Origin of the sequence: Streptomyces sp. NPDC127177, assembly GCF_042672475.1 — a bacterium.
Taxonomy (GTDB): domain Bacteria; phylum Actinomycetota; class Actinomycetes; order Streptomycetales; family Streptomycetaceae; genus Streptomyces.
In genome coordinates this window covers 46,043-69,444 of sequence record NZ_JBHXUW010000009.1, presented here as the reverse complement: position 1 = coordinate 69,444, position 23,402 = coordinate 46,043, and the positions used below count along the sequence as shown (strand labels likewise).

20 protein-coding genes and 3 pseudogenes are annotated in these 23,402 nt (G+C 70.8%); 6 read left to right on the top strand and 17 right to left on the bottom strand.

Going from position 1 to position 23,402, the window contains the following annotated elements; translation table 11 throughout:
- Positions 1 to 5 precede the first annotated feature (5 nt).
- Genes ACFVJX_RS08685 through ACFVJX_RS08675 form a run of 3 tightly spaced genes read right to left on the bottom strand, consistent with a single transcriptional unit; the run spans position 6 to position 1,536 of the window.
- Positions 6 to 476, bottom strand: a complete 471-nt coding sequence (locus ACFVJX_RS08685) for a hypothetical protein (protein ID WP_384122174.1) — start codon at positions 474 to 476, stop codon at positions 6 to 8.
- The gene (locus tag ACFVJX_RS08680; RefSeq protein WP_384122177.1) at positions 473 to 799 is read right to left on the bottom strand and encodes a hypothetical protein; all 327 of its coding nucleotides are present in this window, start codon (positions 797 to 799) and stop codon (positions 473 to 475) included. The genes ACFVJX_RS08685 and ACFVJX_RS08680 overlap by 4 nt, the downstream gene beginning before the upstream one ends.
- A gap of 47 nt (positions 800 to 846) precedes the next feature.
- Positions 847 to 1,536: a DJ-1/PfpI family protein gene (locus ACFVJX_RS08675; protein WP_384122180.1), complete on the bottom strand. Its 690-nt coding sequence runs from the start codon at positions 1,534 to 1,536 to the stop codon at positions 847 to 849.
- Positions 1,537 to 1,744: 208 nt separating this feature from the next.
- Between ACFVJX_RS08675 and ACFVJX_RS08670 the strand changes: the two genes are divergently transcribed.
- Positions 1,745 to 2,683, top strand: coding sequence for a GlxA family transcriptional regulator (locus tag ACFVJX_RS08670; protein WP_384122183.1), 939 nt, complete (start codon positions 1,745 to 1,747; stop codon positions 2,681 to 2,683).
- 102 nt (positions 2,684 to 2,785) lie between these two features.
- Here ACFVJX_RS08670 and ACFVJX_RS08665 read toward each other — a convergent pair whose 3' ends face one another.
- Positions 2,786 to 3,730 (bottom strand): aldo/keto reductase, encoded by a 945-nt coding sequence (locus ACFVJX_RS08665; RefSeq protein WP_384122186.1) that lies wholly within the window; start codon positions 3,728 to 3,730, stop codon positions 2,786 to 2,788.
- An 84-nt stretch (positions 3,731 to 3,814) separates the two neighbouring features.
- Here ACFVJX_RS08665 and ACFVJX_RS08660 point away from each other — a divergent pair, with 84 nt between their 5' ends.
- Positions 3,815 to 4,426 (top strand): TetR/AcrR family transcriptional regulator, encoded by a 612-nt coding sequence (locus ACFVJX_RS08660; protein WP_384122188.1) that lies wholly within the window; start codon positions 3,815 to 3,817, stop codon positions 4,424 to 4,426.
- 105 nt (positions 4,427 to 4,531) lie between these two features.
- Here the strand turns inward: ACFVJX_RS08660 and ACFVJX_RS08655 are convergent, their stop codons facing one another.
- Positions 4,532 to 5,275, bottom strand: a complete 744-nt coding sequence (locus ACFVJX_RS08655) for an SDR family oxidoreductase (RefSeq protein ID WP_384122191.1) — start codon at positions 5,273 to 5,275, stop codon at positions 4,532 to 4,534.
- A gap of 74 nt (positions 5,276 to 5,349) precedes the next feature.
- Complete coding sequence (locus ACFVJX_RS08650) at positions 5,350 to 5,682, bottom strand: winged helix-turn-helix transcriptional regulator (protein ID WP_384122194.1); 333 nt, start codon at positions 5,680 to 5,682, stop codon at positions 5,350 to 5,352.
- 98 nt (positions 5,683 to 5,780) lie between these two features.
- Between ACFVJX_RS08650 and ACFVJX_RS08645 the strand changes: the two genes are divergently transcribed.
- Complete coding sequence (locus ACFVJX_RS08645; RefSeq protein ID WP_384122197.1) at positions 5,781 to 6,389, top strand: NAD(P)-dependent oxidoreductase; 609 nt, start codon at positions 5,781 to 5,783, stop codon at positions 6,387 to 6,389.
- 335 nt (positions 6,390 to 6,724) lie between these two features.
- Positions 6,725 to 7,984, top strand: coding sequence for an MFS transporter (locus ACFVJX_RS08640; protein WP_384122200.1), 1,260 nt, complete (start codon positions 6,725 to 6,727; stop codon positions 7,982 to 7,984).
- Positions 7,985 to 8,013: 29 nt separating this feature from the next.
- On the opposite strand, the gene ACFVJX_RS08635 is transcribed toward ACFVJX_RS08640, so the two are convergent.
- Positions 8,014 to 8,841, bottom strand: a complete 828-nt coding sequence (locus tag ACFVJX_RS08635; protein ID WP_384122202.1) for a serine/threonine protein kinase — start codon at positions 8,839 to 8,841, stop codon at positions 8,014 to 8,016.
- Positions 8,842 to 9,190: 349 nt separating this feature from the next.
- Between ACFVJX_RS08635 and ACFVJX_RS08630 the strand changes: the two genes are divergently transcribed.
- Complete coding sequence (locus tag ACFVJX_RS08630; RefSeq protein WP_384122205.1) at positions 9,191 to 10,264, top strand: NlpC/P60 family protein; 1,074 nt, start codon at positions 9,191 to 9,193, stop codon at positions 10,262 to 10,264.
- Between the two features lie 73 nt (positions 10,265 to 10,337).
- Here ACFVJX_RS08630 and ACFVJX_RS08625 read toward each other — a convergent pair.
- From ACFVJX_RS08625 to ACFVJX_RS08615, 3 pseudogenes are all read right to left on the bottom strand, one after another.
- Positions 10,338 to 10,982 (bottom strand): annotated as a pseudogene (locus ACFVJX_RS08625) (ATP-binding cassette domain-containing protein); the annotation flags it as partial.
- Positions 10,983 to 11,073: 91 nt separating this feature from the next.
- Positions 11,074 to 11,172 (bottom strand): annotated as a pseudogene (locus tag ACFVJX_RS08620) (TetR/AcrR family transcriptional regulator); the annotation flags it as partial.
- A 10-nt stretch (positions 11,173 to 11,182) separates the two neighbouring features.
- Positions 11,183 to 11,891: pseudogene (locus ACFVJX_RS08615) on the bottom strand (integrase core domain-containing protein).
- Positions 11,892 to 12,336: 445 nt separating this feature from the next.
- On the opposite strand from ACFVJX_RS08615, the gene ACFVJX_RS08610 reads away from it, so the two are divergent.
- Entirely contained in the window at positions 12,337 to 15,261 is a 2,925-nt protein-coding gene (locus ACFVJX_RS08610; RefSeq protein WP_384122208.1) for an alpha-glucuronidase family glycosyl hydrolase, read from the top strand.
- A gap of 228 nt (positions 15,262 to 15,489) precedes the next feature.
- On the opposite strand, the gene ACFVJX_RS08605 is transcribed toward ACFVJX_RS08610, so the two are convergent.
- The 7 genes from ACFVJX_RS08605 to ACFVJX_RS08575 all read right to left on the bottom strand — a co-directional run bounded on the left by ACFVJX_RS08605 (position 15,490) and on the right by ACFVJX_RS08575 (position 23,388).
- The gene (locus tag ACFVJX_RS08605) at positions 15,490 to 16,560 is read right to left on the bottom strand and encodes a serine hydrolase domain-containing protein (RefSeq protein ID WP_384122211.1); all 1,071 of its coding nucleotides are present in this window, start codon (positions 16,558 to 16,560) and stop codon (positions 15,490 to 15,492) included.
- Entirely contained in the window at positions 16,557 to 17,480 is a 924-nt protein-coding gene (locus ACFVJX_RS08600) for a DUF6895 family protein (RefSeq protein WP_384122214.1), read from the bottom strand. The genes ACFVJX_RS08605 and ACFVJX_RS08600 overlap by 4 nt, the downstream gene beginning before the upstream one ends.
- 49 nt (positions 17,481 to 17,529) lie before the next feature.
- The gene (locus ACFVJX_RS08595) at positions 17,530 to 18,576 is read right to left on the bottom strand and encodes a DUF6895 family protein (RefSeq protein ID WP_384122217.1); all 1,047 of its coding nucleotides are present in this window, start codon (positions 18,574 to 18,576) and stop codon (positions 17,530 to 17,532) included.
- Positions 18,573 to 19,292, bottom strand: a complete 720-nt coding sequence (locus ACFVJX_RS08590) for a hypothetical protein (protein WP_384122220.1) — start codon at positions 19,290 to 19,292, stop codon at positions 18,573 to 18,575. The genes ACFVJX_RS08595 and ACFVJX_RS08590 overlap by 4 nt, the downstream gene beginning before the upstream one ends.
- 10 nt (positions 19,293 to 19,302) lie before the next feature.
- Positions 19,303 to 19,482 carry a hypothetical protein gene (locus tag ACFVJX_RS08585; RefSeq protein WP_384122223.1) on the bottom strand — a complete coding sequence of 60 codons (180 nt, stop codon included), beginning with the start codon at positions 19,480 to 19,482 and terminating at the stop codon, positions 19,303 to 19,305.
- 352 nt (positions 19,483 to 19,834) lie between these two features.
- Positions 19,835 to 22,069 carry a protein kinase gene (locus tag ACFVJX_RS08580; protein WP_384122226.1) on the bottom strand — a complete coding sequence of 745 codons (2,235 nt, stop codon included), beginning with the start codon at positions 22,067 to 22,069 and terminating at the stop codon, positions 19,835 to 19,837.
- A gap of 116 nt (positions 22,070 to 22,185) precedes the next feature.
- Positions 22,186 to 23,388: an FAD-dependent oxidoreductase gene (locus tag ACFVJX_RS08575; protein ID WP_384122229.1), complete on the bottom strand. Its 1,203-nt coding sequence runs from the start codon at positions 23,386 to 23,388 to the stop codon at positions 22,186 to 22,188.
- Positions 23,389 to 23,402: the final 14 nt, after the last annotated feature.

Below are 23,402 nucleotides of genomic sequence, written 5' to 3'. Positions count from 1 at the left end.
CGCGGTCAGGCTCCTGTGGTGGAGCCCGGCCGGACGATCATCAGTATCGTCACCGTTGCCCACAGCAGGTTGAAGACACCGGTGAGCATGGCGAGACGGCCGGCCGCCCCGGGGGTCGGGCCGGCGGGGCCGGGCGACCTCACTTCGGCGAGCGCGTCGTTCTGGTCCGGGAGGATCAGCAGCGCCAGGACGGCGGCCGCGGCGGCGGTCAGCGCGATCGACGCGATCAGCCACCCGCTCCCGAGGACGCCGAGGCTGCCCGCTGTGGCCAACCCGAAGAGCGGAACCGCGACGCCGACCGCCGTGTAGACGCGGCAGATCCGGTGCAGTACCCACAGCGTCGCGTGGACTTCGAGGTCGTGCGGATCGCTCTGGGCACGGCGCAGCGCCTTGGGGAACATGCTGGCGGCGACGGCGACCGGACCGATAGCCAGTACGGCGGCCAGGACGTGGAGGATGAGGAGAATCTTCGTCACGGCCGGGGCTCCGTCGTCGCCCGGAGGGTGCGGCGCCGTCCGGTGACCTTCGAGGCCGGAAGGCGTCCGGCCTTGGACGTGCCCTTCATCGTGTCGCCGTCGGCGGTCACCGCGAAGGCGAGGTTCAGTCGCATGGGTTTGGTGACGGCTTGGTTCCAGGTGAGCCGGGCGCCGTCGAGCGCGAGGTCACCGAGCCGGATCTCCTCCCCCTCCCCGTACGCGGTCCCGGTCAGGACACCGGCGTCCCGGCGGAGTTCGACGACGGCCTTGATCCTGCCGATCGGGGTGGCGATGGTCAGATCCCATGTTCCTTCGACGGACATGCTGCTGGTCTACCTTTCCTGCTGCTCAGGGGTGGGGCGGGGGATGGTCAGAGGCCGGCGGGCGCCGCGCCCGTGTCGCGCCAGACGGTGCCGCGGCGTTCGTGTGCGAACAACTCCTCGACGGCGTGCGCGATCCGGGGCCCGACCTCGCGCTCCAGCAGGTAGAGGGCCAGATCAAGTCCGGAAGTGACGCCTGCACCGGTCACGAGGTCGCCGTCGTCGACGACGCGGGCGCGTACCGCCTGGGCACCGGTCGCGTCGAGCATGTCCAGGCCCAGGTGGTGGGTGGTGGCGCGGCGGCCCTCCAGCAGACCGGCCATGGCCAGGACGAGCGAGCCGCCGCACACCGCGGTGACCGTCGTCCGCGGGTTGTCCATCGCGGCCTTCAGGAGAGCGGGGAGCCCGGTGGTCAGGGTGCGGCCCAGGAGCACGGGGATGAATTCGTCCTGCTGCCACTGCCCGCCGCCCGCGTCATGGTCGGGCACCTCGCCGGGCTCGCCCACGCGGCCCGATGCGCCGGGGACGAGGATCAGTCCCGCACGGTCGGGATCAAGGGTGCCCGTGGCACGGAGCACCAGGCCTCCGGTGCCGCTGACGACCTCGCGCGGGCCTTCGGCGGACACGAGTTCCACGCTCACCGCGCCGCCGGAGGCGGTCCCACCGGCGTACAGGACTTCGTAGGGGGCGATGACGTCGAGTGGGTCGAAGCCGTCGAACAGAATGATCTGGGCGTGCATCGAGAGGGTCCTTGCGTCCGGCAGATCCGGCTGTGTGCCGGAGTCGCCACCGACGCTAACCGGCTGCTCCCCCGCCTCCCAGTGGCATTAATGACATGTTCCAACGGGATAGCGCCAAAGCTGACAGATGGCCTCTGACCTGCGTCTTACAGCAGTCCATGGGTGCTCGATACGTGCTCGTCCACCTGATGGCGGGTATGTTCTCGCCATGCACACTATTGCGGTCCTCGCCCTGGACCGGGTGATCCCGTTCGACCTGTCCACCCCGATCGAGGTCTTCACGCGTACCCGTCTCCCGGACGGGCGGCCGGGGTACCAGATCCGCGTGTGCGCCGAACGGCCGGAGACCGACGCCGGCGCCTTCGCCCTGCGCGCGCCCTGGGGGCTGGCGGGGCTCCGGGGCGCGGACACGATCATCGTGCCGGGCACCGACACGCCCACGGCCCCGCTCGCCCCCGCCGTCCGTGACGCACTGCGGGCGGCCGCCGCGGACGGCACACGCATCGCGTCCATCTGCTCGGGCACCTTCCCGCTGGCCGCCACCGGACTGCTGAACGGCCTTCGGGCCACCACGCACTGGATCGCGGCCGATCTGCTGGCCGCCACCTACCCGGAGATCGAGGTCGACCCGGACGTCCTGTACGTCGACAACGGACAGTTCCTCACATCGGCCGGGGCCGCCGCGGGCCTGGACCTGTGTCTGCACATGATCCGCAAGGACTACGGCTCGGCTGTCGCCGCCGATGCGGCCCGGCTTTCCGTCATGCCGCTGGAACGCGAGGGCGGTCAGGCGCAGTTCATCGTCCAGAACCACGCTCCCGCACCTCAGGGGTCGGCCCTCGAACCGCTGCTGGTCTGGATGCAGGACAACCTCGGCTCCGGCCTCACCCTCGCCGACATGGCCGCGCGGGCGGGAACCAGCACCCGGACCCTGATACGCCGATTCCGCGAACAGACCGGCACCACCCCGCTGCAATGGCTCCAGCGCGCCCGCATCCGGCAGGCCCAGCATCTTCTGGAGACCACCCAGCACTCCGTCGAACGCATCGGCGCCCAGGTCGGCTTCGGCTCCCCCACCGCCTTCCGAGACCGCTTCAAGCGGACGGTCGGAGTCAGCCCGCACAACTACCGCCGCACCTTCAACTGATCTTGGCCGACGGGCAGTACGCCGACGGGCACGCGGACGCGTGGTCGTGCCGGCCGGCGTTCCGCCACCGCGGACCGGGTGCCGCGCGACGGAGACTGCCGGTCAGCCGATCGGGACGTCGCCCGAGCGCGAGGGAACGGCATCGAGTGCGGCGATCGTGGCTCCGTCGAGCGCGAGTGTGCCCGCGGCGACGTTCGCCCGGAGGTGGTCCGCGTCGGCGGTGCCGGGAATGAGGTGCACGTTCGGTGCGTGATGGAGCAGCCAGGCCAGGCCCAGCTGCGACGGAGTGACCCCCAGCGCCCGCGCTCCTTCGGTGACGGCCACCTCCTCGGTCACCTTGGGGATGCCGGGGAACGAGCCGCCGAGCGGGAAGTACGGGACCCAGGCGATGCCCTCGGCGAGACACAGCTCCAGCATGTCCTCGTCGGTCCGGACCACGAGGCTGTAGGCGTTCTGTACGCAGGCGATGCCCGCGGGGAGCGCGTGGCGGAGGCCGTCGATCGTGACACTGCTCAAACCGATCGCACCGATCTTCCCCTCCTCGCGCAGCGCGACCATCACCGCGAGCTGATCGTCGAGACCGACGATCTGATCCCCCTCCGCCCGGAGGCCGGGGCCGGTGTCGAGGCGGCGCAGGTTGACCAGCGGAATGCGGTCGAGACCGAGAGCGGTGAGGTTGTCCTCGACGCTCGCCCGGAGCTCCTCGGGCCGCTGCGCAGGGCGCAGCGGGATGGGTCCGCCGGGGTTGGGGTCGGCGCCGACCTTGCTGGCGACCAGGACGTCGTCCCCGGGGCGGATCGCCTCCCGGATGAGGCCGTTCACGTACCCGTTCCCGTAGAACTGGGCGGTGTCGATGTGGTCGATGCCGAGCTCGACCACACGGCGCAGGAGCGCGAGAGCCGCGCCGCGGTCCCCGTGCAGGCGTTCGAGCTGCATCGCCCCGTACCCGACACGGGAGACCGTGCGGCCGGCGATCACGCCGGGGCCTCCCGGACGGGGGACGCCGGCGGCGGTGGACTCGGAGCGCGGAGTGCTGCTGGATGTCATGGGAACCCGTCCTCATGCGATGATGGAGAAAGCGGAGGTCCCTCCGCCTCATTCGACAGTAGCACTACCGGAGGGTCCTCCGCTTTGAGTCAGCCCGAATCCCCGCCCCCCGACGCGCCGGCCACCGGCACCGACCGTCCGATCCGCGCCCACGCGCGGCGCAACCGCGAGAAGCTCATCTCGGTCGCCCGAGCGGCCTTCGCCGCCGCCGACGACACCGTTCCGCTGGAGGGCATCGCCCGCGAGGCGGGGGTCGGGATCGGCACGCTCTACCGGCACTTCGCCACGCGTGAAGCCCTGGTGGAGGCCGTCTACGGTGCGGAACTCGACGACATCACCACGAGCGCACCCGTTCTGCTCGAACAGTTCCCGCCGGATATCGCCCTGCGACGGTGGATGGACGGCTACGCGGCGTTCGTCGCGAACAAGCGCGGAATGGCCAGCACCCTGCGCACGGGCTGGGCCTCCGGAAGGATCGCCACACCGGCGACGCGGGAGCGCATCACCGCCGCGATCGGACTGATCCTCGCCGGCGGGGCGGAGTCGGGTTCGCTCCGCTCGGACGTCGAAGCCGACGACGTCACCACCATGCTGCTCGGCGTTTTCCTCGCCACGGGGCCCGGCAGCGCACCGGAACAGATCGCCCGGCTGCTCGACCTGGTCATCGACGCACTGCGGCCGGTGCCGGGCCGGTAGGTGCGCCCCGGCTCGGGCTTCTGGAGCCGCTGGGCGGAGTGAACGGCTGCGAGCCGGTCCGGCCGTGGCGGCCGGGAGCGGACGGCGCCGCTCTCGGGACACGCGCTAGTTCGGTTGCCCGACCGGGCGGACCACCAGCGTGTTCACGTCCACTCCGCGCGGCTGGGAGATCGCCCACACGACGGTGTCCACCAGTTGTTCGACGGAGATCATCGCGCCTGCCGCCGCCGCACCACCGGGGCGCTCGTCCCAGAAGGGTGTAAGTACCCGGCCCGGCGCGATCAGCGTGGTCCCGACCCCGTAACCGGTCGTCAGCATGCGCACGTTCTCCGCAAGGCCGGTCACCGCGAATTTCGTCATCGAGTAGATGTTGCCGGGCGTGTTCTTGAACCCCGCGACACTCCCGATCAGCACGATCCGGCCCTGGGTCGCCTTCAGCGCGCCGAGCGCCGCCCGCACCAGCAGTGCCGGACCCAGGACGTTGGTGAGCACCATGCCCCGCCACTCCTCGGGGTCGCTGGTCTCGATGTCGCCGTTGGTCGCGTACCCGGCATTGGCGATGACGTGGTCCAGGCGCCCGAACACGCGCACGGTCTCCTCGACCGCGGACGACACCTGCCCCCAGTCCGCCGCGTCCCCCTCGAACGTCAGCAGCCGCTCGCCCGCGCCCGCCTCCTCGGCGGCCTCGGCCAGAACCGCCAGCTTCTTCGCACTGCGCCCGGTCGCCGCGACGCGGTGACCCAGGCCCAGCAGACGGCGCACGCTCTCCGCCCCGATCCCGCTCGACCCGCCGGTGATGAAGGTGACGGGCGCTCCAGCGCTCTCGACGGAGACGTTTTCCTCGGACATGTTTCCCCCCGTGTGCTGGTCGGTGCCGTACGACGGACGTGCGGCATCGGCGCCGCGCCAACGCCCACCCCCGCTCAGGGGGCCTCCCCCGAACGCTCCAGGTCGAGCGCGACCGTACGCACCGCATCGACGATCGGCAGCAGTCTGCGTCCGAACGGAGTGAGGTCGTACACCGTCGACTGCTTGCTCCTCGTCTCCACGACCCGGCTGACGATGCCGGCGTCATCGAGCTTGCGCAGGCGGTTGGTCAGGGTGACCGCGTTGACCTTCGGGATGGCCCGCTGGAGTTCGTTGAAGCGCATCCCCGACTCCTGCAGCGCCATCACGATCGCCAGCGTCCACAAGTCGCCCACGACCGACAGGATCTGCATGCATCGCGCCGTCTGAAGGTCCTCCGCCTGATCCATGATGCCGTCCAGTCTAGACCGCCGCGCTACCTTCACCACTAAATAAGTTTTAGTGGTTTCCTGTGAGAGTGGTTCCTGCGAGAAAGGTTTCGCCCACCATGAGGATCACGGTATTCGGTGCGACCGGACGGATGGGGCAGCTGCTGGTGCGGCAGGCCCTTGACGCCGGACACGAGGTCACGGCCTACGCCCGCACACCCGACAAGCTCCGCATCACCCACGCCAAGCTCGCCGTCATCGCCGGACAACTCGACGACGACGGGGCCATCCTGGAAGCGGTCCGCACCGCCGACGCCGTCATCGAGGGAGTCGGTTCCGAGAGCGCCGCCACGCGCAGGATCATCACCGCCATGAACACCGCCGGGGTCCGAAGACTCGTGGTGGTGTCCACGTGCAGCGTTCCGGACCCGGCCGATCGGCCGGACCTCAAACTGAAGGCCCTCGTACAGTTCGTCAGGACCGCGGCACCACGCCCCTGGGCCGAGGTGCGCTCCGCGGCGGAGGCGGTACGGGCCAGCGAGCTGGACTGGACACTGGTCCGCGTGGCGAAACTCAACGACAGTCAGGGCACCGGAGACATCAAGGCCGGACACTACGGCCTCGGATCGGTGGGCCTCTCCATCAGCCGAGCCGACATGGCCGCCTTCCTGCTCGGCCAGGTGACCGACACGACCTACCTGCGCCGGGCCCCGGCGATCAGCAACTGACCACCACGACCCCGGGCACGCCACCGGAGCGCGCTCACAACGCGCTTCGGCCGTGCCCGCTGCGGCGCCACGGGGCGAGGGTGATTGCGGGAGTGTTTGTCTTGCTTGCGCCCGGTTCCCCTGAGGCGCCTTCATATATTTGAACGCCGCCTGCCATAACGGTTGTTCCCGATATGCGTGTGACTCTTCCCCCGCTCGCGATGCCTTTCCGCGAACGCCCGCACCTCCTCATACTCCCTCCTCGGCGGCGAACGCCGCTCGTCTGCCGCGGAAGCGCCTGGCGAAGAGGGTGATCAGATGTTGGGGGAATGTTGACGGCAGGTGCAGCGAATCGTGTGCCCGGAGAGCCGCCCGAGGCGTGCGGGCGGGACAGCGGGTCCTGGCTCGTCTCGCACGGGCTCCTCCTCGAACGTGGCCCGCGCCGTACGCTGGCGACGGCCGGCTTCGTCAACATGCTCGGCAGCGGTGTGTTCATGCTCAGCGCCGCGGTCTTCTTCACCCACTCCATCGGACTGCCGGTCTCCCGGGTGGGCCTCGGCATGGGGGCCGGCGCCCTCGTAGGGCTGCTGGCAGGAATCCCGGCCGGCCGCATCGCCGACCGGCGCGGGCCCCGCGAGATCTACATGCTGACGCTGACTGTGCAGGCCGTCGCCATGGCCATGCTGATTCTCGTCCATTCCTTCTGGCTCTTCACCGTGGTGATCTGCCTGACCGAACTCGCGGGGGCGGCGAGCCAGGCAGCCCGAGCTCCCATCGTGCGAGGCCTCGCCGGAGCTCAACCCGCCAGGTTCCGGGCCTATCTGCGCTCCGCGGCCAACCTGGCCTCCAGCATCGGCGCGCTGCCGGCCGCACTGGTCGTACAACTGGACACACATGCCGCGTACGTCTGCCTGGTCCTGGGCAACGCGCTGACCTTCGCGGCGACGGCTGCCATCGTGTGCCGCCTCCCCTCGCTCACCCCCGTCCCGGCGCCGGCCGGTACAGGACGCTGGTCGGCGTTGAAGGACTACCGCTACATGGTCATCACGGCACTGGACGGCATCATGTCGATGAACGGCGCGGTCCTGGTCTTCGCCCTGCCGCTCTGGATCGTCGGACACACCCACGCACCGCGCTGGTTCGTCGGAACGAGCGTCCTGCTCAACACGGTCATGGTGGTGGTCCTGCAGGTCAGGGCCAGCCGCGGCATCGACGGCAACGCCTCCGCCGCCCGCGCCTGGCGCCGCGCGGGGTGGGTCTTCCTGGCCGCACTGTGCCTGATCGGCCTCGCCTCCGGCCTCCCCGCGTGGGGTGCGGTGCTGCTGATCCTGCTCGGAGTGGGCGTCCACACCCTTGGAGAACTCCTCTACTCAGCAGGCTCGTTCGAATTGCGGTACAACCTTGCCCCGGCTCACGCCCAGGGCCAGTACTCGGGTGTCTTCCGCTTCGGCAGCGGGCTGACCGGTGTCGCCGCGCCCTCCGTCCTGGCCTGGCTCTGCCTCGGAGCGGGCACACCGGGCTGGATCCTGACGGGGGGAATCTTCCTCGTCGTCGGACTCGTCGTACCCGGGGCGGTCCGGTGGGCGGAGCGGCCGCACCCTCCGGGGGCGGTCTGACGGACGGACCCACGAGCGCCGGGCAGGGGTCAGGCCCGGCCGGCCTTCCGCCAGGCGGCGGCGAACTCGCGCACCGATGGGAACCTCTCCCCCGGGTCCGGTCGGGTGGCCCGCGCGAGGACGGCCAGTTGCGCGGGCCGGCCCCGCCAGGCTTCCTCCGTGTCGCCGCCGTCCAGCAGGAGCCGGGCCGCGCGGCCGAGTGTGAACACCGTCGTCCGCCGGTCGATGACCGCCCCGCGCTCGAACTCCTCAGGCGCCATGAACCGCCGCGAGCCCGGCAGTCGCGCCGCCTCGACGACGAAAGGGCCGGGGCGGTACTCGTCGAGGTCGATGAGGTGCACCTCGGCGCGGGCGAAGTCGTACAGCAGCGAGCCGTCGTAGAAGTCGACCGCGACGTGACCTGCGGCCTCCACCGCCAGATGCGCGCTCAGGACCTGTTCGAAGGCGTCGGCCACCCGGGGCACCGGCAGCGCGCGGAAACGCGCCATGGCACTGTCCGGCGCGGTCCGGTCCCGCGGCCCGTGAACGGTGCAGTGGTAGAGCACCTCGCCGTCCCGCCAAGGCATCACCACCGCCCGCCCGCCGTTGCCGCCCACCGCGATCCGGCGGACCTGGGGGACGATCGCGGGATGTTCCACCGCCCGGTGGAACGCCCATGCGCGCTCCAGCGACTGTCGGCCGGCCTCCGTCACCGCCTCCTTGACGAACCATCTGTCGCCGCCGGCCATGCGAACGCCGTAGGAAACACATCCCGAGTCCTGGTCCCGGAAGGCGGCGAACAGGTCGCCGACCCGCCTCAGATGGAGCTCCACCTCGGCCAGGACGTCGATGTCGATGTCGAGCAGCGGGTGAGCCATGCCACGTATCGTGCCACCGCCTCTGGCATCGCATCGACCGTGAGACGGCCCCGGCGCGCCTGCCCGGACTCGTCGCGACCTACCGGGCTCATGGGAACGGACCGTCGAGTCGCCACTACAACGCGTACGTTGTGAGCACAATAAGTAGATCTTGTGATGAGATTTTGCCCGTGAGCATTTGAACTGGTCACAGGAAGGTCACTAAGGTCAGGGCTCGAACCTTCGCACGATTGCCCACCCAACCGGGGTGGCAGCGAAGAGACCGCCGAGTCCGTGACGTACACGGAGCCGGGGATTCCCGTCCCCCCACAGCCCGGTAGGCGGCTCGAGGAAGAAGGAGCTCGCCTCCGTGGCGTCCCACCGTCGTCCCAAGCAACCGAGCCGCACTCGCGTGACCGTGCTCACCGCGACCGCTGCCGCAGCCGTGGCCCTGACCTCCCAGGCCGCCCACGCCGATCCCAAGCCGACCAAGAGCGAGGTCAAGGCGAAGGTCGACAAGCTCTACCACGAGGCCGAGGTGGCCACCGAGCAGTACAGCGGGGCCAAGGAGAAGCAGGACAAGCTCCAGAAGCAGGTCGACGCAATCCAGGACAAGGTCGCCCGCGGTCAGGAGGAGCTCAACACGCTGCGTTCCGGGCTCGGTTCGCTCGCCGCCGCGCAGTACCGCTCCGGAGGCATCGACCCCTCCGTGCAGCTCTTCCTCGCCTCGGACCCGGACAGCTTCCTCGACCAGGCCTCCGCGCTCGACCGGTTGACGGCCAGGCAGGCCGAATCACTGGAGAAGATCCAGGAGAAGCAGCGGTCCCTCGCGCAGGAGCGCAAGGAGGCCCAGGACAAGCTGAGCGACCTCGCCGACGTCCGCAAGACGCTCGGCGAGAAAAAGAAGAAGCAGCAGGGCAAGCTCGCCGAGGCACGGAAGGTGCTCAACACCCTCACCGCCGCCGAGCAGGAGCAGATGCGCAAGGACGACCAGCGTGCCAGCCGTGACGCCAGTGACCGCGTCAAGCTCGGGACGGGCTCCCCCGGTTCGTCCTCCTCCGCCTCCACCCCCGACCTCGGCAAGGACGCACCCGCCTCCAGCGTCGGCGCCGCCGCGCTCCGGGCTGCCGGCACCCGGGTGGGCATGCCGTATTCGCCCGCCGCCACCGGCCCGAACTCCTTCGACTGCTCGGGCCTGACCCAGTGGGCCTACCGGCAGGCCGGTGTCGAGATATCCCGCACCACCTACACCCAGATCAACCGGGGCACCCGGATCGGGCGGAGCCAACTGGCCCCGGGCGACCTGGTCTTCTTCAACAACACCACGCACGTCGGCATCTACGCCGGCAACAACACCGTGCTGCACGCCCCGTACCCCGGCGCCTACGTCCGCTACGAGTCGATGAACACCATCGGCGGCTTCCAGGCCGCGGTGCGCATCTGACGCGCTGACCGGCGGCCGCCGGGAGCGGCCCCCGGCCGGAGTGTTCGGCTCCGGCTGCGGGCACCGCGGGAAGTCATGGCTTCCTCACCGGCGCCGCCGACTGACGGGCGGCTGCGCGCCGTTGCCGCTGCCGGGCCACGTCGGCCACCGGCGAGGCGAGCAACAGCGTTCGGGTGTAGGCGTGTTGCGGCCGGGTGGTGACGGTCTCCGCGTCGCCGGTCTCGGCGATCCCGCCCTGGTGGATGACCGCCACCCGGTGGCTCACGAACCGGACCACCGACAGGTCGTGGGAGATGAACAGGTACGCGACGCCAGTGGTCTCCTGAATCTCCAGAAGCAGGTCGAGAACCGTGCGCTGGGTGGTCAGGTCGACGGCGGAGACCGGCTCGTCGCAGATGATCAGCCGCGGACCGAGGGCCAACGCCCTGGCGATGGCCACACGTTGACGCTGACCGCCGGAGAACTCGCGGGGCAGCCGGGCCGCGGCGTCCGTGGGCAGGTGGACGCGCCGGAGCAGATCGGTGATCCGTTCCCTGGAGGCACGGGCGTCCGTTCCCTGCGCGACGAGCGGTTCGGCCAGGGCGTCGCCGATCGTCCGCGAGGGGTTCAGTGAGGTGCACGGATCCTGGAAGATGACCTGGAGGTCGCGTCCGAGGGTGCGGCGGCGCGAGCTGGTGGGGTGGTCGATGCGTTCGCCGTCGAACGTGATGGTGCCGGAGGCGCGTAGCCGGCGACGCCGATGATCCGCACGACCCGGTCGACCGCGCCGCGCCGCTCAGATTGCACTTGGCCGCGACCTTGCGCAGGGAAGTACCGCGGTACCCCTCGACCGCGAAGATCTCCAGTGCGGCCCGCAGAATCTCGGCCCTCTTCGCCTCGCCCTTCTCATAGGGGCCCCGTTTCGCCATGGCCGCCGCCCTAGCTGTATTGCCCTGTGAGGTTGGGGACGCGGCTGGCGGGTGGTTGGCCCTTCAGTGCGGTGTGTCCGCGGTGGTGATTGTAGGTGTGTAGCCAGCGGGGGAAGGCGTCGCGTCGTTCCTGCTCTGAGTGGTAGGGGCGGGCGTAGGCCCATTCGTCGAGCAGGGTGCGGTTGAGGCGTTCGACCTTGCCGTTGATCTGCGGCCGGTAGGGCGGGTTCGCTTGTGGGTGATCCCGGCCGCTGCCAGGAGGTCGCGCCAGGCGTGTGACTTGTAGCAGGAGCCGTTGTCGGTCAGGACTCGTTCGACGGTGATCCCGTGGGCCGCGTAGAACGTCTGGGCCCGTGGCCCGGTCCAGGTGGGTGAGGCGGGCCAGGCGGTAGCGGGTCAGGACGCGGTGGACAGTGGAGGGCGCCAGCCCGAGGAGTTGCGCGATGCGGGCCGGTCCCCACCGGCGCAGGACGCGGACCTTGAATGATCCGGCGTTCGGTGCGGGTCGGGGTCCGCCGGGGGCTGGTGTGCGGACGGGAGGAGCGGTCGGTCATGCCTGCCTCGCCGAACCGGCGGTAGCGGTCGGCCCATCGCTGGGCCGTGGTCGGCGAGACCTGAAAGCGTTCGGCGGCCCTCCGCAAGGGCCAGTTGTCCTCGACGACGCAGCGGGCCAGGCGCAGGCGTCCGGTCTCGGTCAGGGGTGCATTACGGTGGGGCACGAGGGCCTTTCGGTCGGTGTAGACGTCGCAATCCACACCGAACCCGGAAGGCCCTCACCCGTTCAAGATCCCTCAGCCGAGATATGGCTCACCCGTCCACAACCTCCTCGGACAGAACAACAGCGCGTGGCACCGACACGGGGCTCGGACAGTGGCCCGGCCGCCGCGATGCGGCGCGGGCGGACCCATCGATTGTTCGTTTTTGGCGGTTGACGTGGGTGACCATCGTTCACATACACGGAGCCCAAACCCCCGAACTGCCGAAACAGAACCGCACAGACCGCCGCGAGCGACTCACTCATGAACGAACCTCCACGCCACAGGAAATCCTGTCTGTTCTTTTCTGGTTGGAAATGTTGACGCCCGTCGTAACGCATGTGACGGTTACGGCACTTGGCCCTGGCCCTGCACGTGCACTGTTCGTCCGACGACGGAAGTGAGAGACATGAGCTCAGGAATACGCCGCCGCAGCCTCCTCACAGCGGCCGCCCTCGCCGGCGCGGCAGGCCCGCTCGCTCTGACCACGACTGCGTCGGCACAGCCGGTCCTCGGCGCCGAGACCCCGTCGGGCGGCGTACTGCCCGCCGAGGACGGCTACGAGCTGTGGCTGCGCTACCGGCAGGTGGCAGAGCCCGATCAGCTCCGGCGGTACCGGGACGCTCTCGGCTCCCTGGTCTGGCAGGGCGGTGGCCCGCTCCAGCGGTCGGCCGTGGACGAGCTGGTCCGCGGACTGTCCGTTCTGCTCGGTACCGAGGTGTCTCCCCGCGCCCATGCCCCGTCGAGCGCGGCGCTCGTGGTGGGCACGCCGAAGAGTTCGGCCCTGATCCGTGAGCTCGTCCCCGCGGCCGAACTGGCGGAGCTGGGTGACGAGGGCTATGTCATCCGCCGGGTCGCGAAGGGCGCCGGCACCCGCGTCGTCGTAGCCGCCCACGCCGACCGCGGTGTGCTCTACGGCGCCTTCCACCTGCTCCGACTCGTACAGACCCGGCAGCCGCTCGAACACGTCGATCTCACCGAACGGCCGGCCGGTCGGCTCCGTGTGGCGGACCACTGGGACAACATCGACGGTTCGATCGAGCGGGGCTACGCGGGCCGGTCCTTCTTCGACTGGGAGAAGCTGCCGCGCCTCGACGACCGGTACACGGACTACGCGCGCGCCCTGGCCTCCCTCGGCATCAACGGTGCCGTGATCAACAACGTCAACACACCCGCGACGTACCTCGCCGAGCCCTTCCTCACCAAGCTGGCCGCCCTCGCCGGCGTGCTGGGCCGCTACGGCGTGGCCCTGTACGTGACGGCGAACTTCGCCGCACCCATCGACCTGGGCGGGCTGGACACCGCCGACCCCATGGACGCGGGCGTACGCGATTGGTGGGCGGCGAAGGCCAAGGAGATATACGGCAGGATCGAAGGCTTCGGCGGCTTCCTGGTGAAGGCCAACTCCGAAGGACGACCGGGCCCGTTGGACTACGGCCGCACCCACGCCGACGGCGCCAACCTCCTCGCGGACGCGCTGAAGCCGTACGGCGGCATCGTGATGTGGCGGGCGTTCGTGCACGACACCGACGCGAAGTGGGACCGGCAGGGGTACGACGATTTCACACCGCTGGACGGGAAGTTCGCCGACAACGCCGTCGTACAGATCAAGAACGGACCGATCGACTTCCAGGTCCGCGAACCCGCGCACCCGCTCTTCGGCTCCCTGCCGCAGACCAACTCGATGATCGAGCTACAGGTGGCCCAGGAGTACACCGGGCACTCCACACACCTGTGCTACCTGGTGCCCCAGTGGAAGGAGGTCCTCGACTTCGACACGCTCAGGGCCGGACCGGGCAGCACCGTGGCCCGGATCGTGACCGGCCGGGTGCACTCCTACTCCCACTCCGGATTCGCCGGCGTGATGAACTTCGGTGACGCCAGGAACTGGACCGGCTCCCACCTCGCCGCCGCCAACACCCACGGCTACGGCCGACTGGCGTGGAACCCGGACCTGTCGGCGGACGAACTCGCCGCCGAGTGGACCCGGATGACGTTCGGGAACGACCCGCACGTCGTCGGTACGGTCTCCGGCCTCCTGCTCGGGTCCTGGCGCACCTACGAGGACTACACCTCGCCGCTGGGAACCGGCTACATCACGCATCCGCCGGACGGCTCCGTCACCGGGCACTTCGATCCAAGTCCGACGACGACCACCCAGTTCCACAAGTCGGACCGCGAGGGCCTCGGCTACGACCGCACCGCCGCGACCGGCGACGGCTACACCGAGCTGTACGCTCCGGCGATCCGCGACGCCTACGAATCGCTGGAGGCCTGCCCGGAGGAACTCCTTCTCTTCCTGCACCACGTGCCTTACACCCACCGGCTGGACAGCGGGAAGACGGTGATCCAGCACATCTACGACACCCACTTCTCCGCCGCCGCGCGGGTCGCGGACATGCGGGAGGCCTGGGACGGTCTGCGTCACCGCGTCGATCACCACCGGCTCTCGGACGTGCACCGCCGGCTGGAGGAGCAGTCGGTCCAGGCGGCACGGTGGCGGGACACCCTGGTCGCGTACTGGTTCGACCTGAGCCGGATCCGCGACGCCCACCGTGGCTGGCTCCAGGCGTCCGTCGCACCCGCCGATACGGCCCTGCTGGGCGGGGAACGCAACGAACTGCCCGTACAGGTGGTCAACGCGACCGGCTCCGGGCTGCGCACGAACGTCGCCCTCGACGTGCCGGACGGCTGGAGTACCGCGCAGGCCACGTGCTACGTGGCCTCGCGTGAGGACGAGACGGTGAAGATGACCGTCATACCTCCGGCCACCCCGGCGCTCGCCACGCTGCACGCGCGCCCCAGGTCGGGATCGGTACAGGTGCTCGACTCGTCGGTGCGCAGCCTCGCCCAGACGGTCGTCGTCCCGCCCGCAGCCCGCTGCGTGCACGCACTGGACGCGGGGCCCACCGGTGCACCGGTGCTGAAGGACTACGCCCGCCTCGCACCCGACAGCCTCTGGCACGAGGGCTCGGACTTCGGCTGGGTGGGCAACACCCCCGACGCCACCGACACCGGACTGTTCGACGTCGTCCGCCGCGACTACGTACGGGACAGCGCACCGGCCGTGCTGCGGTTGAGGCTGCCCGCCGGACGCTGCACGGCGCATCTGCTCACCGGTGACCCCAACACCTTCAACAGGCCACTGATCGTCCGCGTGGACGGAGCGGAGAAAACCCGCAGCGAACAACTCGACGGCCGGGAGTTCGCCTGGCTCCGTGTCCCGTTGGACGGCGGCCCCTCCGGACGGGAGGTCGATGTCGAGCTGTCCGCGAACGAGGACCAGACCTGGCATCTGAGCGCCTGCGTCGTCCTGGCGGACGAGTCCTCGTAGGGGGCGGGGCAGCGCGGTCTTCAGCCAATTCCACTGCTCCAGTGCGTACTTGCACTCCCCCGCGCGCTACCGTGAGAAGCGGCGTGCATACCTGGAGGCTAGACGCGTGCTCGACGACGTGGTGGGCCCGGATCGACGACTGGGGCGCGCGCTGAAGTGGCGCCGTCCGCCCACCGGGCAGGTGGGACCTTCAAGGAGCGCCCCAGGGCTTTCGTCCCGATCAGGGCTTCAGAGCTTCTCGGTCAGCAGCCCGTGAACCGTCGCGATGAACGGGTCGGTCCTGTGCACCCGCCGGGTGCACATGGCTGCCAGGGCGGTACCCGTGTCCGGGCGGAAGCCGAGGAACATCTGCTGCCCGAGCGTGGCCCCCGCGTGGAAGCAGACCGGCCCGCTCGGTGACGGGTGGCGGAACCAGGTCAGCGTGTGCGTGTGGGCGTGTCGCAGGCCGCGCCGCAGCAGCGGGCGCCGTACCTCCGCGAACGCGGCGGCCAGTGGGTGCGTGGGCGCGGCGGCTGCCGGAAGGTGCGCCTCCAGGAACGTGAGCAGGTCCGGTGGCGTCGCACGGACCGCCCCGGCTGCGGTGAAGCCGCCGGTGTCCAGCGCGGGCAGCGGCCTTCCGTCGCGTCGGTGCCCCACGGCGTCGCCGACCGCCGGGCCGGGGCTCAGCCTCGTCCCGTCCAGTCCGAGCGGGCCCAGGACCTCCTGCTGGAGCAGCGCCTCCCAGGGTGTTCCGGTGGCGGCTGCCAGGGTGTGTCCGAGTACGGAGACCGCGAAGTTCGAGTAGTGCCATCGGGTGCCCGGCCGGTGGCGTGGGCGGGCGCGGAGGAACGCCCGGACGATCCGGTCGGCGGGGTAGCGGCTGTAGGGGGCGGTGGCCCAACGGGGCAGCGCCTGCGGGTAGAAGTCGGCCGGCAGGGAGGGAAGGCCCGAGGTGTGGGTGATCAGATGGCGCAGGGTGATGGCGCGTACGGCGGGATGCACCGGGTGGCCGGGGGCGAGCAGTTGCGCCGCCGAGTCCTCGTACCGCAGGCGTCCCGCCGCGACGAGCGCGGCCAGCAGCAGCCCGGTGAAGGGCTTGGACGCCGAACCGAGTTCGTAGCGGAGTCCGCCGCGGGGTACGTCGAGTAGCGGCACGTCCCCGCCGAACCGGAAGGTCCGGTGGCCCCGGTGGCTGAGGGCGATCACGAGGCCGGGCGCGTCGATGGTCCGGGCCGCGTCGGCCAGCAGCCCGGCCCTCTCGTCGTCGTCCTGGGACGGACGTCCGGCGGCGGCCCGGCGCGCCTCCTGCGGCGCGGTCACGCGGGGGCCGGGGCGGCGAGGTCCGACAGGGCACGGGACAGGGACAGCGCCGAGGCGAACGCCGCGACGAGTGTGGGGTGGTAGACGAGGTCGAAGACCGACTCCTCGTCACCCTCCGGCATGGCGCCCATCACCGGCATCGCTCCGTCCGGCTGCTGGGCCCCGGCGAATCCATCCCAGGCGGCGGGATCCAGGGTCGGCTCCGGCAGGCAGGCGTCGACCACGAGCAGTTCGCCCAGCAGGTCCCAGCGGCCCAGGTCGAGCCAGTCGTCGAGCCACACCGGCAGCCAGAGGGCCAGGTAGTCCGCCACGTCCTCGGGCAGTCCGGCCGGATTCGCGCCCCAGTCGGTGAGGTGGAAGACCGTGTGGGTGATGTCGTAACCGATGTTGCCCTCGACGGTCCACGGTTCGGGCCGCCGGGACAGCCAGGTGCGCCGGTACGCCTCGTCGACCGGCATGCTCGGCTGCACTCCGAAGCGGCGCTCCATGGCGCTGAGGCCCAGCCGGCGCACCGGGACGACTTCCAGCGCGCCCCAGCTGGTCAGGCGGTGGTTGAGCCGGACGGCGGTCTCCAGCGACGGCTCCCGGAACCCCAGTTCCCGGAACGGTACGTAGACCTCCATCGGAACGGGGCAGAGCGGTTCGCGCCGCTGGCCGTCGAGCAACCGGCTGCCGGAGCCGAGCAGTTCGTGCCAGGCGTGGTCGAGGAGCTTGCGCGCCAGGTCGGCCTGCCGGGAGCCGGCGACCCCCTCCCGGAAGATGACCTTGCTGATGAGCGCCAGTTCGCCGAGGGGCTTGAACCGGTCCAGGAGACCCACTTCGGGGGGCGGGTCGTCGTCCAGGCGGAAGCCCGCCCGGTGGTCGTACAGCCAGCCCAGCGCCCGCGCGCCCACGTCATGGATCTGCTGGATGCCGCTCATGCGGCAGCTCCCTTCGTGCGACTGGTGCGGGACATGGGGCCGGTGCGGCTCATACGGCGGCTCCGGTGTCCACTGCCGAGGTGTCCGCCCGGTGGGCGGTGAGGCTCTTGAGGGACAGCGCGGCGGCGAAGGCGATGACCAGGGTGGAGTGGTAGCAGGCGAGGAACGGATACGGGTCCGGGCCCGCGTCGTCCGGCGGGGCGGTTCGCGACGGGGCGTCGGCCCCGGACGTCTCCGCCCCGGCAGCCGGAGGGCCCGTCTCGGGTACCGCGCCGCTCGGAGCCTGCGCGGCGGCGAGGGCGGGCCAGACCGCGTCGAACAGGTCCACCGGCGGCGGCCCCGGCAGGGCCGCCGCGACCGCGAGCAGCTCACCGGTCAGATCCCACTGCAGGCTCTCCAGACAGCCGTCGGCCCAAGGCGGCAGCCAGGCCCGCAGATAGACGTCGATGTCGGCGGGCATGCGCTCGGGAAAGCGGCACCAGTCCGTGATGTGGAAGACGGTGTGGGTCAGCGCGTAGCCGGAGGGGCCCTCGAACATCCACGGTTCGGACAGCCCGCCGAGCCATGTACGCCCGAGGACCGCGTCCGCGTCGGCGTGCGGGGCGGCGCCGACCCGCCGCTCCGAGTTGATCAGCCCGAGCTCCCGGTTGGCCTGCTGCTCGGTGTGGGCCCAGCCTCGGGTCGCCGAGAGGGTCCCGGCCAGGCGCTCGAAGCCCTCGTTGCGCAGGCCGTATCCGGCGAAGGCGGCGTAGATCTCGTACGGGTACGCGGCGAAGGGTTCGCCGCGCAGCAGCTCCAGCAGCAGTTCACCGGCGTGCACCTGTTCCCAGGCGAACGTGATGAGGTCCCCGGCAGTCCCGTGCTCCGGGGTGCCAGGGGCGGTGCTGCGGCGGATCGTGGTGCAGAGCTGGGCCAGCTCGCCGAGGGGTTTGAGCGTGGCGTTGACCTGGATGTGCGGCTCCAGGACGTCCGGGGGAAGCACGAAGCCCGAGCGGTGGGCGTCGGCCCAGCCGAGCGCCCGCCGCAGTACGCCGGGCAGGACGGACAGCGCCGCGCCCGCCGTACCGCCGGGAGCGGTGGCCACCGATGACGTCACCGCGCCCGCCCCTCGGCCATCAGCCGGGCCGCCCGTACGTGCAACGCGACTCGGGGATCCGTGCCGCCCATCAGCTCGACGAATTCGAGTCCACGCTCCAGGCCCAGGCTGTCGGGCCGGCCGTCCAGTGCGGCCAGCCAGCGGCCGACGCCCGCGGCCTGGAGCCAGTTGCGCCGCCGCACCGCGCGCACGAACCCGCGGGACAGGTCCACGACCCGGTGGGCGGCGGCCCGGTGCACGGCCGACGAGGCGGCCGGGACGGCGAGCGGGGCCAGCACGGAGAGCTGATGGGTGAAGGCCTGCCAGGGGGCCCCTTCGAGCCATGCCGCATCCGGCTCGCCGGTGCCGGGTCCGGTGGCCTGCGGCTGACCGGGGGCGGTGGTGACCGGCGCCGTCCGGTGCAGGGCGAACATCATGCCCCAGTGGCTCCAGGCCGTGGCGTCCGATGCGTCGGGCCGGGGCGGGAAGTCCCGTACGGCACGGTGGAGCACGGCGATGTCGCCGGGGTGCGGATTGTGTCCGTGCAGCACGCTGGGCAGCAGCAGATCGGCTCCGATGACGCGTACCGCGGCGATTCCTGTCCGGTTGTCCTCGTCGATTCCGGCCGCGCCGCAAACCGTGGCGAGGTGGTCCCCGCTCCGAAGAGCGAGGACCACCTCTGTTGCCAGGTCATGCACGGCACCCGCGAGGGGGGACGAAGCATGTGACTGGTCCATGTGCTGCCGACTAGCCCTTCTTCGGGCGCGGGGTCGGCGGCGAGAGCAGCAGTGCGGAGCCGCCTCCGAGGAGAGCGAGGTACGCGCACTCGCGGGAGTCGCGGTAGAAGCCTTCGGCCTCGCCCGGGTTGAGCGCCGCGTCGAGGTCGAGCTCGATGTCGGTAGCAGTGGATTCCGTGGTGGTGTACATGGGTGTTGCCCCGTCCTGTGGGAAGTGGGGGTTTCCGTACGTTTCGAGTGAAATACACGAAATGTAAGGCCGCAAATCAGACAGGCCGACGGGCGGACCGCCAAGGGAATTTCGCCATTCAATTGAATGGCGAATTCGCCTACCCCCCAACAGGGGTCTGACCTCCTAAAACGCATTTTCCGCTCACCCGAACGGCGAGTGGTGCGCGGGGCGCATTCAGGATCTCCGGGCGTGCATCCGCCCATCCTGACCGCTTGGCTGTCGCCGCGTCAGACTTCCCCCGGCCGAGGCGTACCGCCCCGCCCGGTACGTGCACAGCGAGGCGAGCGGTCGGAATCCGGTGCCGCCGGGGTCAGCCCGACTTCGGGGGCTTCTGCGTGTCGAAGGCGAAGAGGGTGTTCTCGTCGGCGGCCGCGACCAGCGCACGCCCCACAACGGTCACGCGTGGGCTCGCACCCTCCTCGCCCGTCAGACCATCGACCTGCGGGTCCGTGGTCCACAGGGTTTTGCCGTCGTGCGGCGACAGCGCGACCACCCGGCCGGTGGCCGAGCTGAAATACAGTGCCTCGGCTCCCGCCGCGGGGCCCGACGCGCCCTCGACGGCTGTCTGCCGCGACCACTTGCTCCGGCCGGTCGCGGGGTCGAGCGCGGTGACGAGACCGGTCCGCCCACTCACGTAGACAATGCCGTCGGCCATACCCGGCGTCCCCGCGTACGTCCTGGACAGCCGGGAGTACGTGACCTTCCGCGAGGAGGGGTCGAACCGCGCCACCCCGTCGTAACCGGTCATCGCCGGCCCGTCCCGGTGCTCCTGGAGGAGCACGAGCTCACCGTTGGCGACGCCCATCGGCACGGCGGGGCCGTCGACCGCGACGGGCCTGCCCAGTCGCCCGGAGGTGCGGTCGACCTCGTACAGGGTGGGATGGCGCACCTCCGAGGCGTCGACCTCGGCGTTCGTCGCGCACATCGCGAAGAGCTGTGAGCCCACCGGGACGGGCGCGCACTGTGTGCCCGCGGGGAACGACGTCGTCCAGGCGACCTCGCCGCTGTGTGCGGCCCGGGCCTCGAAGCGGGAGTTGGAGGCGTCGACCGTCACGACGACGGAGCCGACCACCAAGGCGTCCTGCGACCGGCCCGTGACGGCGGTGGACTGTGCGCCGGAGGGCGCGGACCAGAGCTCCCGGCCCTTGTCCGCGTCGATGGCCACCACCTCATCGGCGGAGCCCTGAGGGGCGTCCTCGGCGGCGAATCGGTAACCGAGCACCGTGTCGTCGGTCGCACCCACCAGGTGCCTGCCCTGAACGGGGACGCCCGGACTCTTCGTCGTCCACACCCGCGAGCCGTCGGAGACCCTGATGCGCGTCGCGACGACCCCGCCGCCACCGCAGAAGAGCGCGTCGCCGCGCGCCAGGCAACGCAGTTCATCGGGAATGTCCTCGCGCCCGCCCGGCACGGACTTGTGCCACGGCCCGAAGCCGTCCGGAAGCGCGACGCCCGGCGCCGCGACACTGCCGACCGGGTCGCCGCCGTCGTTCCCCCCGAAGCCGTCGGACGTCATCGCGGCGACCCCGCCACCGATCGCCGCCACGGCCACCCCGGCCGCGAGCACGGGACGCCATCGACGGCGCAGGCGGCGGCCGATGGCGGTCCCGGTGCTCCCCGTATCGGGACCGGTCGCAGCGGCGGCCGGCGACGGAGTGGCGCGCGTCATCAGATGATGCTCGGTGTTCATGTCGCGGGTGCGGCCCGCGCCGGCTCCGTCCGGGGCCGGCCCGCCGAGGTCGGCCGACAGGTCCCGCAACCGTATGAGGAGTTCGTCAGCCGACGGACGCCCCTCGGGTTCCTTGTCCAGGCAGGACTCGACGACCGCACGCAGGGCCAGCGGCACGGCACCCAGCGACGGCTCGTCGTGCACCACCTGATACGCCGTGACGTACGGGCTGTCCGCGTCGAAGGGGCCGTGCCCGGTCGCCGCGTACACCAGCAGCGTTCCCAGCGAGAAGACATCGGACCGCGGACCCACACCACGCGGTGCCTGCAACTGTTCCGGCGACATGAAGGGCGGTGTACCGATGACCCGTCCCGTCATCGTCAGGGTCTGCTGGTCCAGGGCCCGCGAAATACCGAAGTCGATGACGCGCGGGCCCTCGGGCGAGAGCACGACGTTGGAGGGCTTCAGGTCGCGGTGGACGACCCCGACCCGGTGGATGTCGCGCAGCGCCTCCGCCAGCCCGATGGCGAGCCTGCGCAGTTCCGCTCCGGTCACCGGGCCGTGCGCGGTGATGCGCTGGGCGAGCGTCTGCCCCTCGATATAGGCCGTCGCCATCCACGGTTGCTCGGCCTCCGGGGCGGCGTCCACCACTGCCGCGGTGAACGCGCCGCTCACACGCCTCGCCGCCGCCACCTCCTGCCGGAAGCGGATGCGGAACTCGTCGTCCGCGGCGAACTGCTGGTGGATCAGCTTGACCGCGACAGGTCGCCCCGAACTCGTACGGGCCAGGAAGACCGTGCCCATGCCACCCGAGCCGAGCCGCGCCTCAAGCGGATAGCCGCCGATCTCGGCTGGGTCACCTGCACGGAGCGACACTCTTCCCGACCTCCCGTCCCCCGTGCGCCTCTGCCGCCACGGGCCTGCGTACCTGTCATGCCACAAACTATCCGCAGGGCAGTACGGCAGAGCAATGCGGGTGCCGCCGAAGTGCCTCAGGAGCGGTCCTGCGCGTCCCGCTCCCCCTCCTCGGCGCCGCCGGTGAAGAAGTCGATGAAACTGCTCGGCGCGTTGTCGCCGAGACAGATGTCGATGATCTCGCGGGCGTCCTCGTAGAAACGGGCGCTGCGCGGGAACATGTCCCGCTCGTAGGCCGCGAGGGCCGCTTCGGTGTCCTCGGAGTGGGCCGCGATGGCCACACCGAGTTCGGCGCCGTCCAGCATCGCGAGGTTGGCGCCGTCACCGGAGGGCGGCATGAGGTGCGCGGCGTCGCCGATGAGGGTCACTCCGGGAACGCGGTCCCAGCGGTGCCCGTCGGGGAGGGTGTGGATCATGCGGGCGACGGGGGCGGTCTCGCCTTCCGTGATCAGGGCGGTGAGCTCGGGGGCCCAGCCCTCGAACTCGGCGGCGATCCGGCTGCCGGCTGCCGCCGGGTCCGTGAAGTCGATGTCGGCGATCCACTCGGCGGAGCGGTTCAGCTCGACGTAGGTGTGCAGCACGTTCCCCGCTTCGCGGTGGGCGACGATGCCCTTGCCGGGTGCGAGCGCGTACATGGCGCCCGGCCCGACCGCGGCGGCGGTGGCGGCATGGCGCTCGTCGACGTCGTGGAGGTAGGTCTCGACGAAGGTCGTGCCGATGTAGGCGGGCTCGGCGTCCGAGAGCAGCGGGCGGACCTTGGACCAGGCACCGTCGGCCCCGACGAGGAGGTCACTGGTGGCCGTCGTGCCGTCATTGAAGGTCACTTCGTGGCGGCCGCGACCGAGCGGGCGGACACCTGAGACCTTGCGGCCCCACTGGACCGTCCCCTCCGGCAGCGAGTCGAGCAGGATCTGGCGCAGATCGCCGCGCAGGACCTCCGGGCGGGTCATCGAGCCGTCGCCCGGAACATCGAGGAGCAGCTTGCCGTCGCGGCCGAGTACACGGGCCGCGTCGGCGCCCTCGTGGATGATCGCGAGGAACCTGTCGGTGAGGTCGGCTTCCGCGAGGGCCCGCTGCCCGTCCTCCTCGTGGATGTCGAGCTGACCGCCCTGGGTGCGGGCGGCGGCCGAGGGGTCGGACTCGTAGACCGTCGCGGCGATACCGCGGACGTGGAGGACGCGGGCGAGGGTCAGGCCGCCGAGGCCCGCACCGATGATCGTCACCGATGTGCCGGATGCAGTCGATGTGCTGGTTGCGTCGGACGTACTGGTTTTCGTCATGGTGGAACCTTTCG

Excerpts from the sequence above, each read along its gene's own strand:
- ACFVJX_RS08680 (WP_384122177.1), bottom strand. The coding sequence starts at position 799 with ATGTCCGTCGAAGGAACATGGGATCTGACCATCGCCACCCCGATCGGC.
- ACFVJX_RS08590 (WP_384122220.1), bottom strand. The coding sequence starts at position 19,292 with ATGGACCAGTCACATGCTTCGTCCCCCCTCGCGGGTGCCGTGCATGAC.
- ACFVJX_RS08670 (WP_384122183.1), top strand. The coding sequence starts at position 1,745 with ATGCACACTATTGCGGTCCTCGCCCTGGACCGGGTGATCCCGTTCGAC.
- ACFVJX_RS08665 (WP_384122186.1), bottom strand. The coding sequence starts at position 3,730 with ATGACATCCAGCAGCACTCCGCGCTCCGAGTCCACCGCCGCCGGCGTC.
- ACFVJX_RS08655 (WP_384122191.1), bottom strand. The coding sequence starts at position 5,275 with ATGTCCGAGGAAAACGTCTCCGTCGAGAGCGCTGGAGCGCCCGTCACC.
- ACFVJX_RS08575 (WP_384122229.1), bottom strand. The coding sequence starts at position 23,388 with ATGACGAAAACCAGTACGTCCGACGCAACCAGCACATCGACTGCATCC.
- ACFVJX_RS08610 (WP_384122208.1), top strand. The coding sequence starts at position 12,337 with ATGAGCTCAGGAATACGCCGCCGCAGCCTCCTCACAGCGGCCGCCCTC.
- ACFVJX_RS08585 (WP_384122223.1), bottom strand. The coding sequence starts at position 19,482 with ATGTACACCACCACGGAATCCACTGCTACCGACATCGAGCTCGACCTC.
- ACFVJX_RS08645 (WP_384122197.1), top strand. The coding sequence starts at position 5,781 with ATGAGGATCACGGTATTCGGTGCGACCGGACGGATGGGGCAGCTGCTG.
- ACFVJX_RS08600 (WP_384122214.1), bottom strand. The coding sequence starts at position 17,480 with ATGAGCGGCATCCAGCAGATCCATGACGTGGGCGCGCGGGCGCTGGGC.
- ACFVJX_RS08650 (WP_384122194.1), bottom strand. The coding sequence starts at position 5,682 with ATGGATCAGGCGGAGGACCTTCAGACGGCGCGATGCATGCAGATCCTG.
- ACFVJX_RS08635 (WP_384122202.1), bottom strand. The coding sequence starts at position 8,841 with ATGGCTCACCCGCTGCTCGACATCGACATCGACGTCCTGGCCGAGGTG.
- ACFVJX_RS08675 (WP_384122180.1), bottom strand. The coding sequence starts at position 1,536 with ATGCACGCCCAGATCATTCTGTTCGACGGCTTCGACCCACTCGACGTC.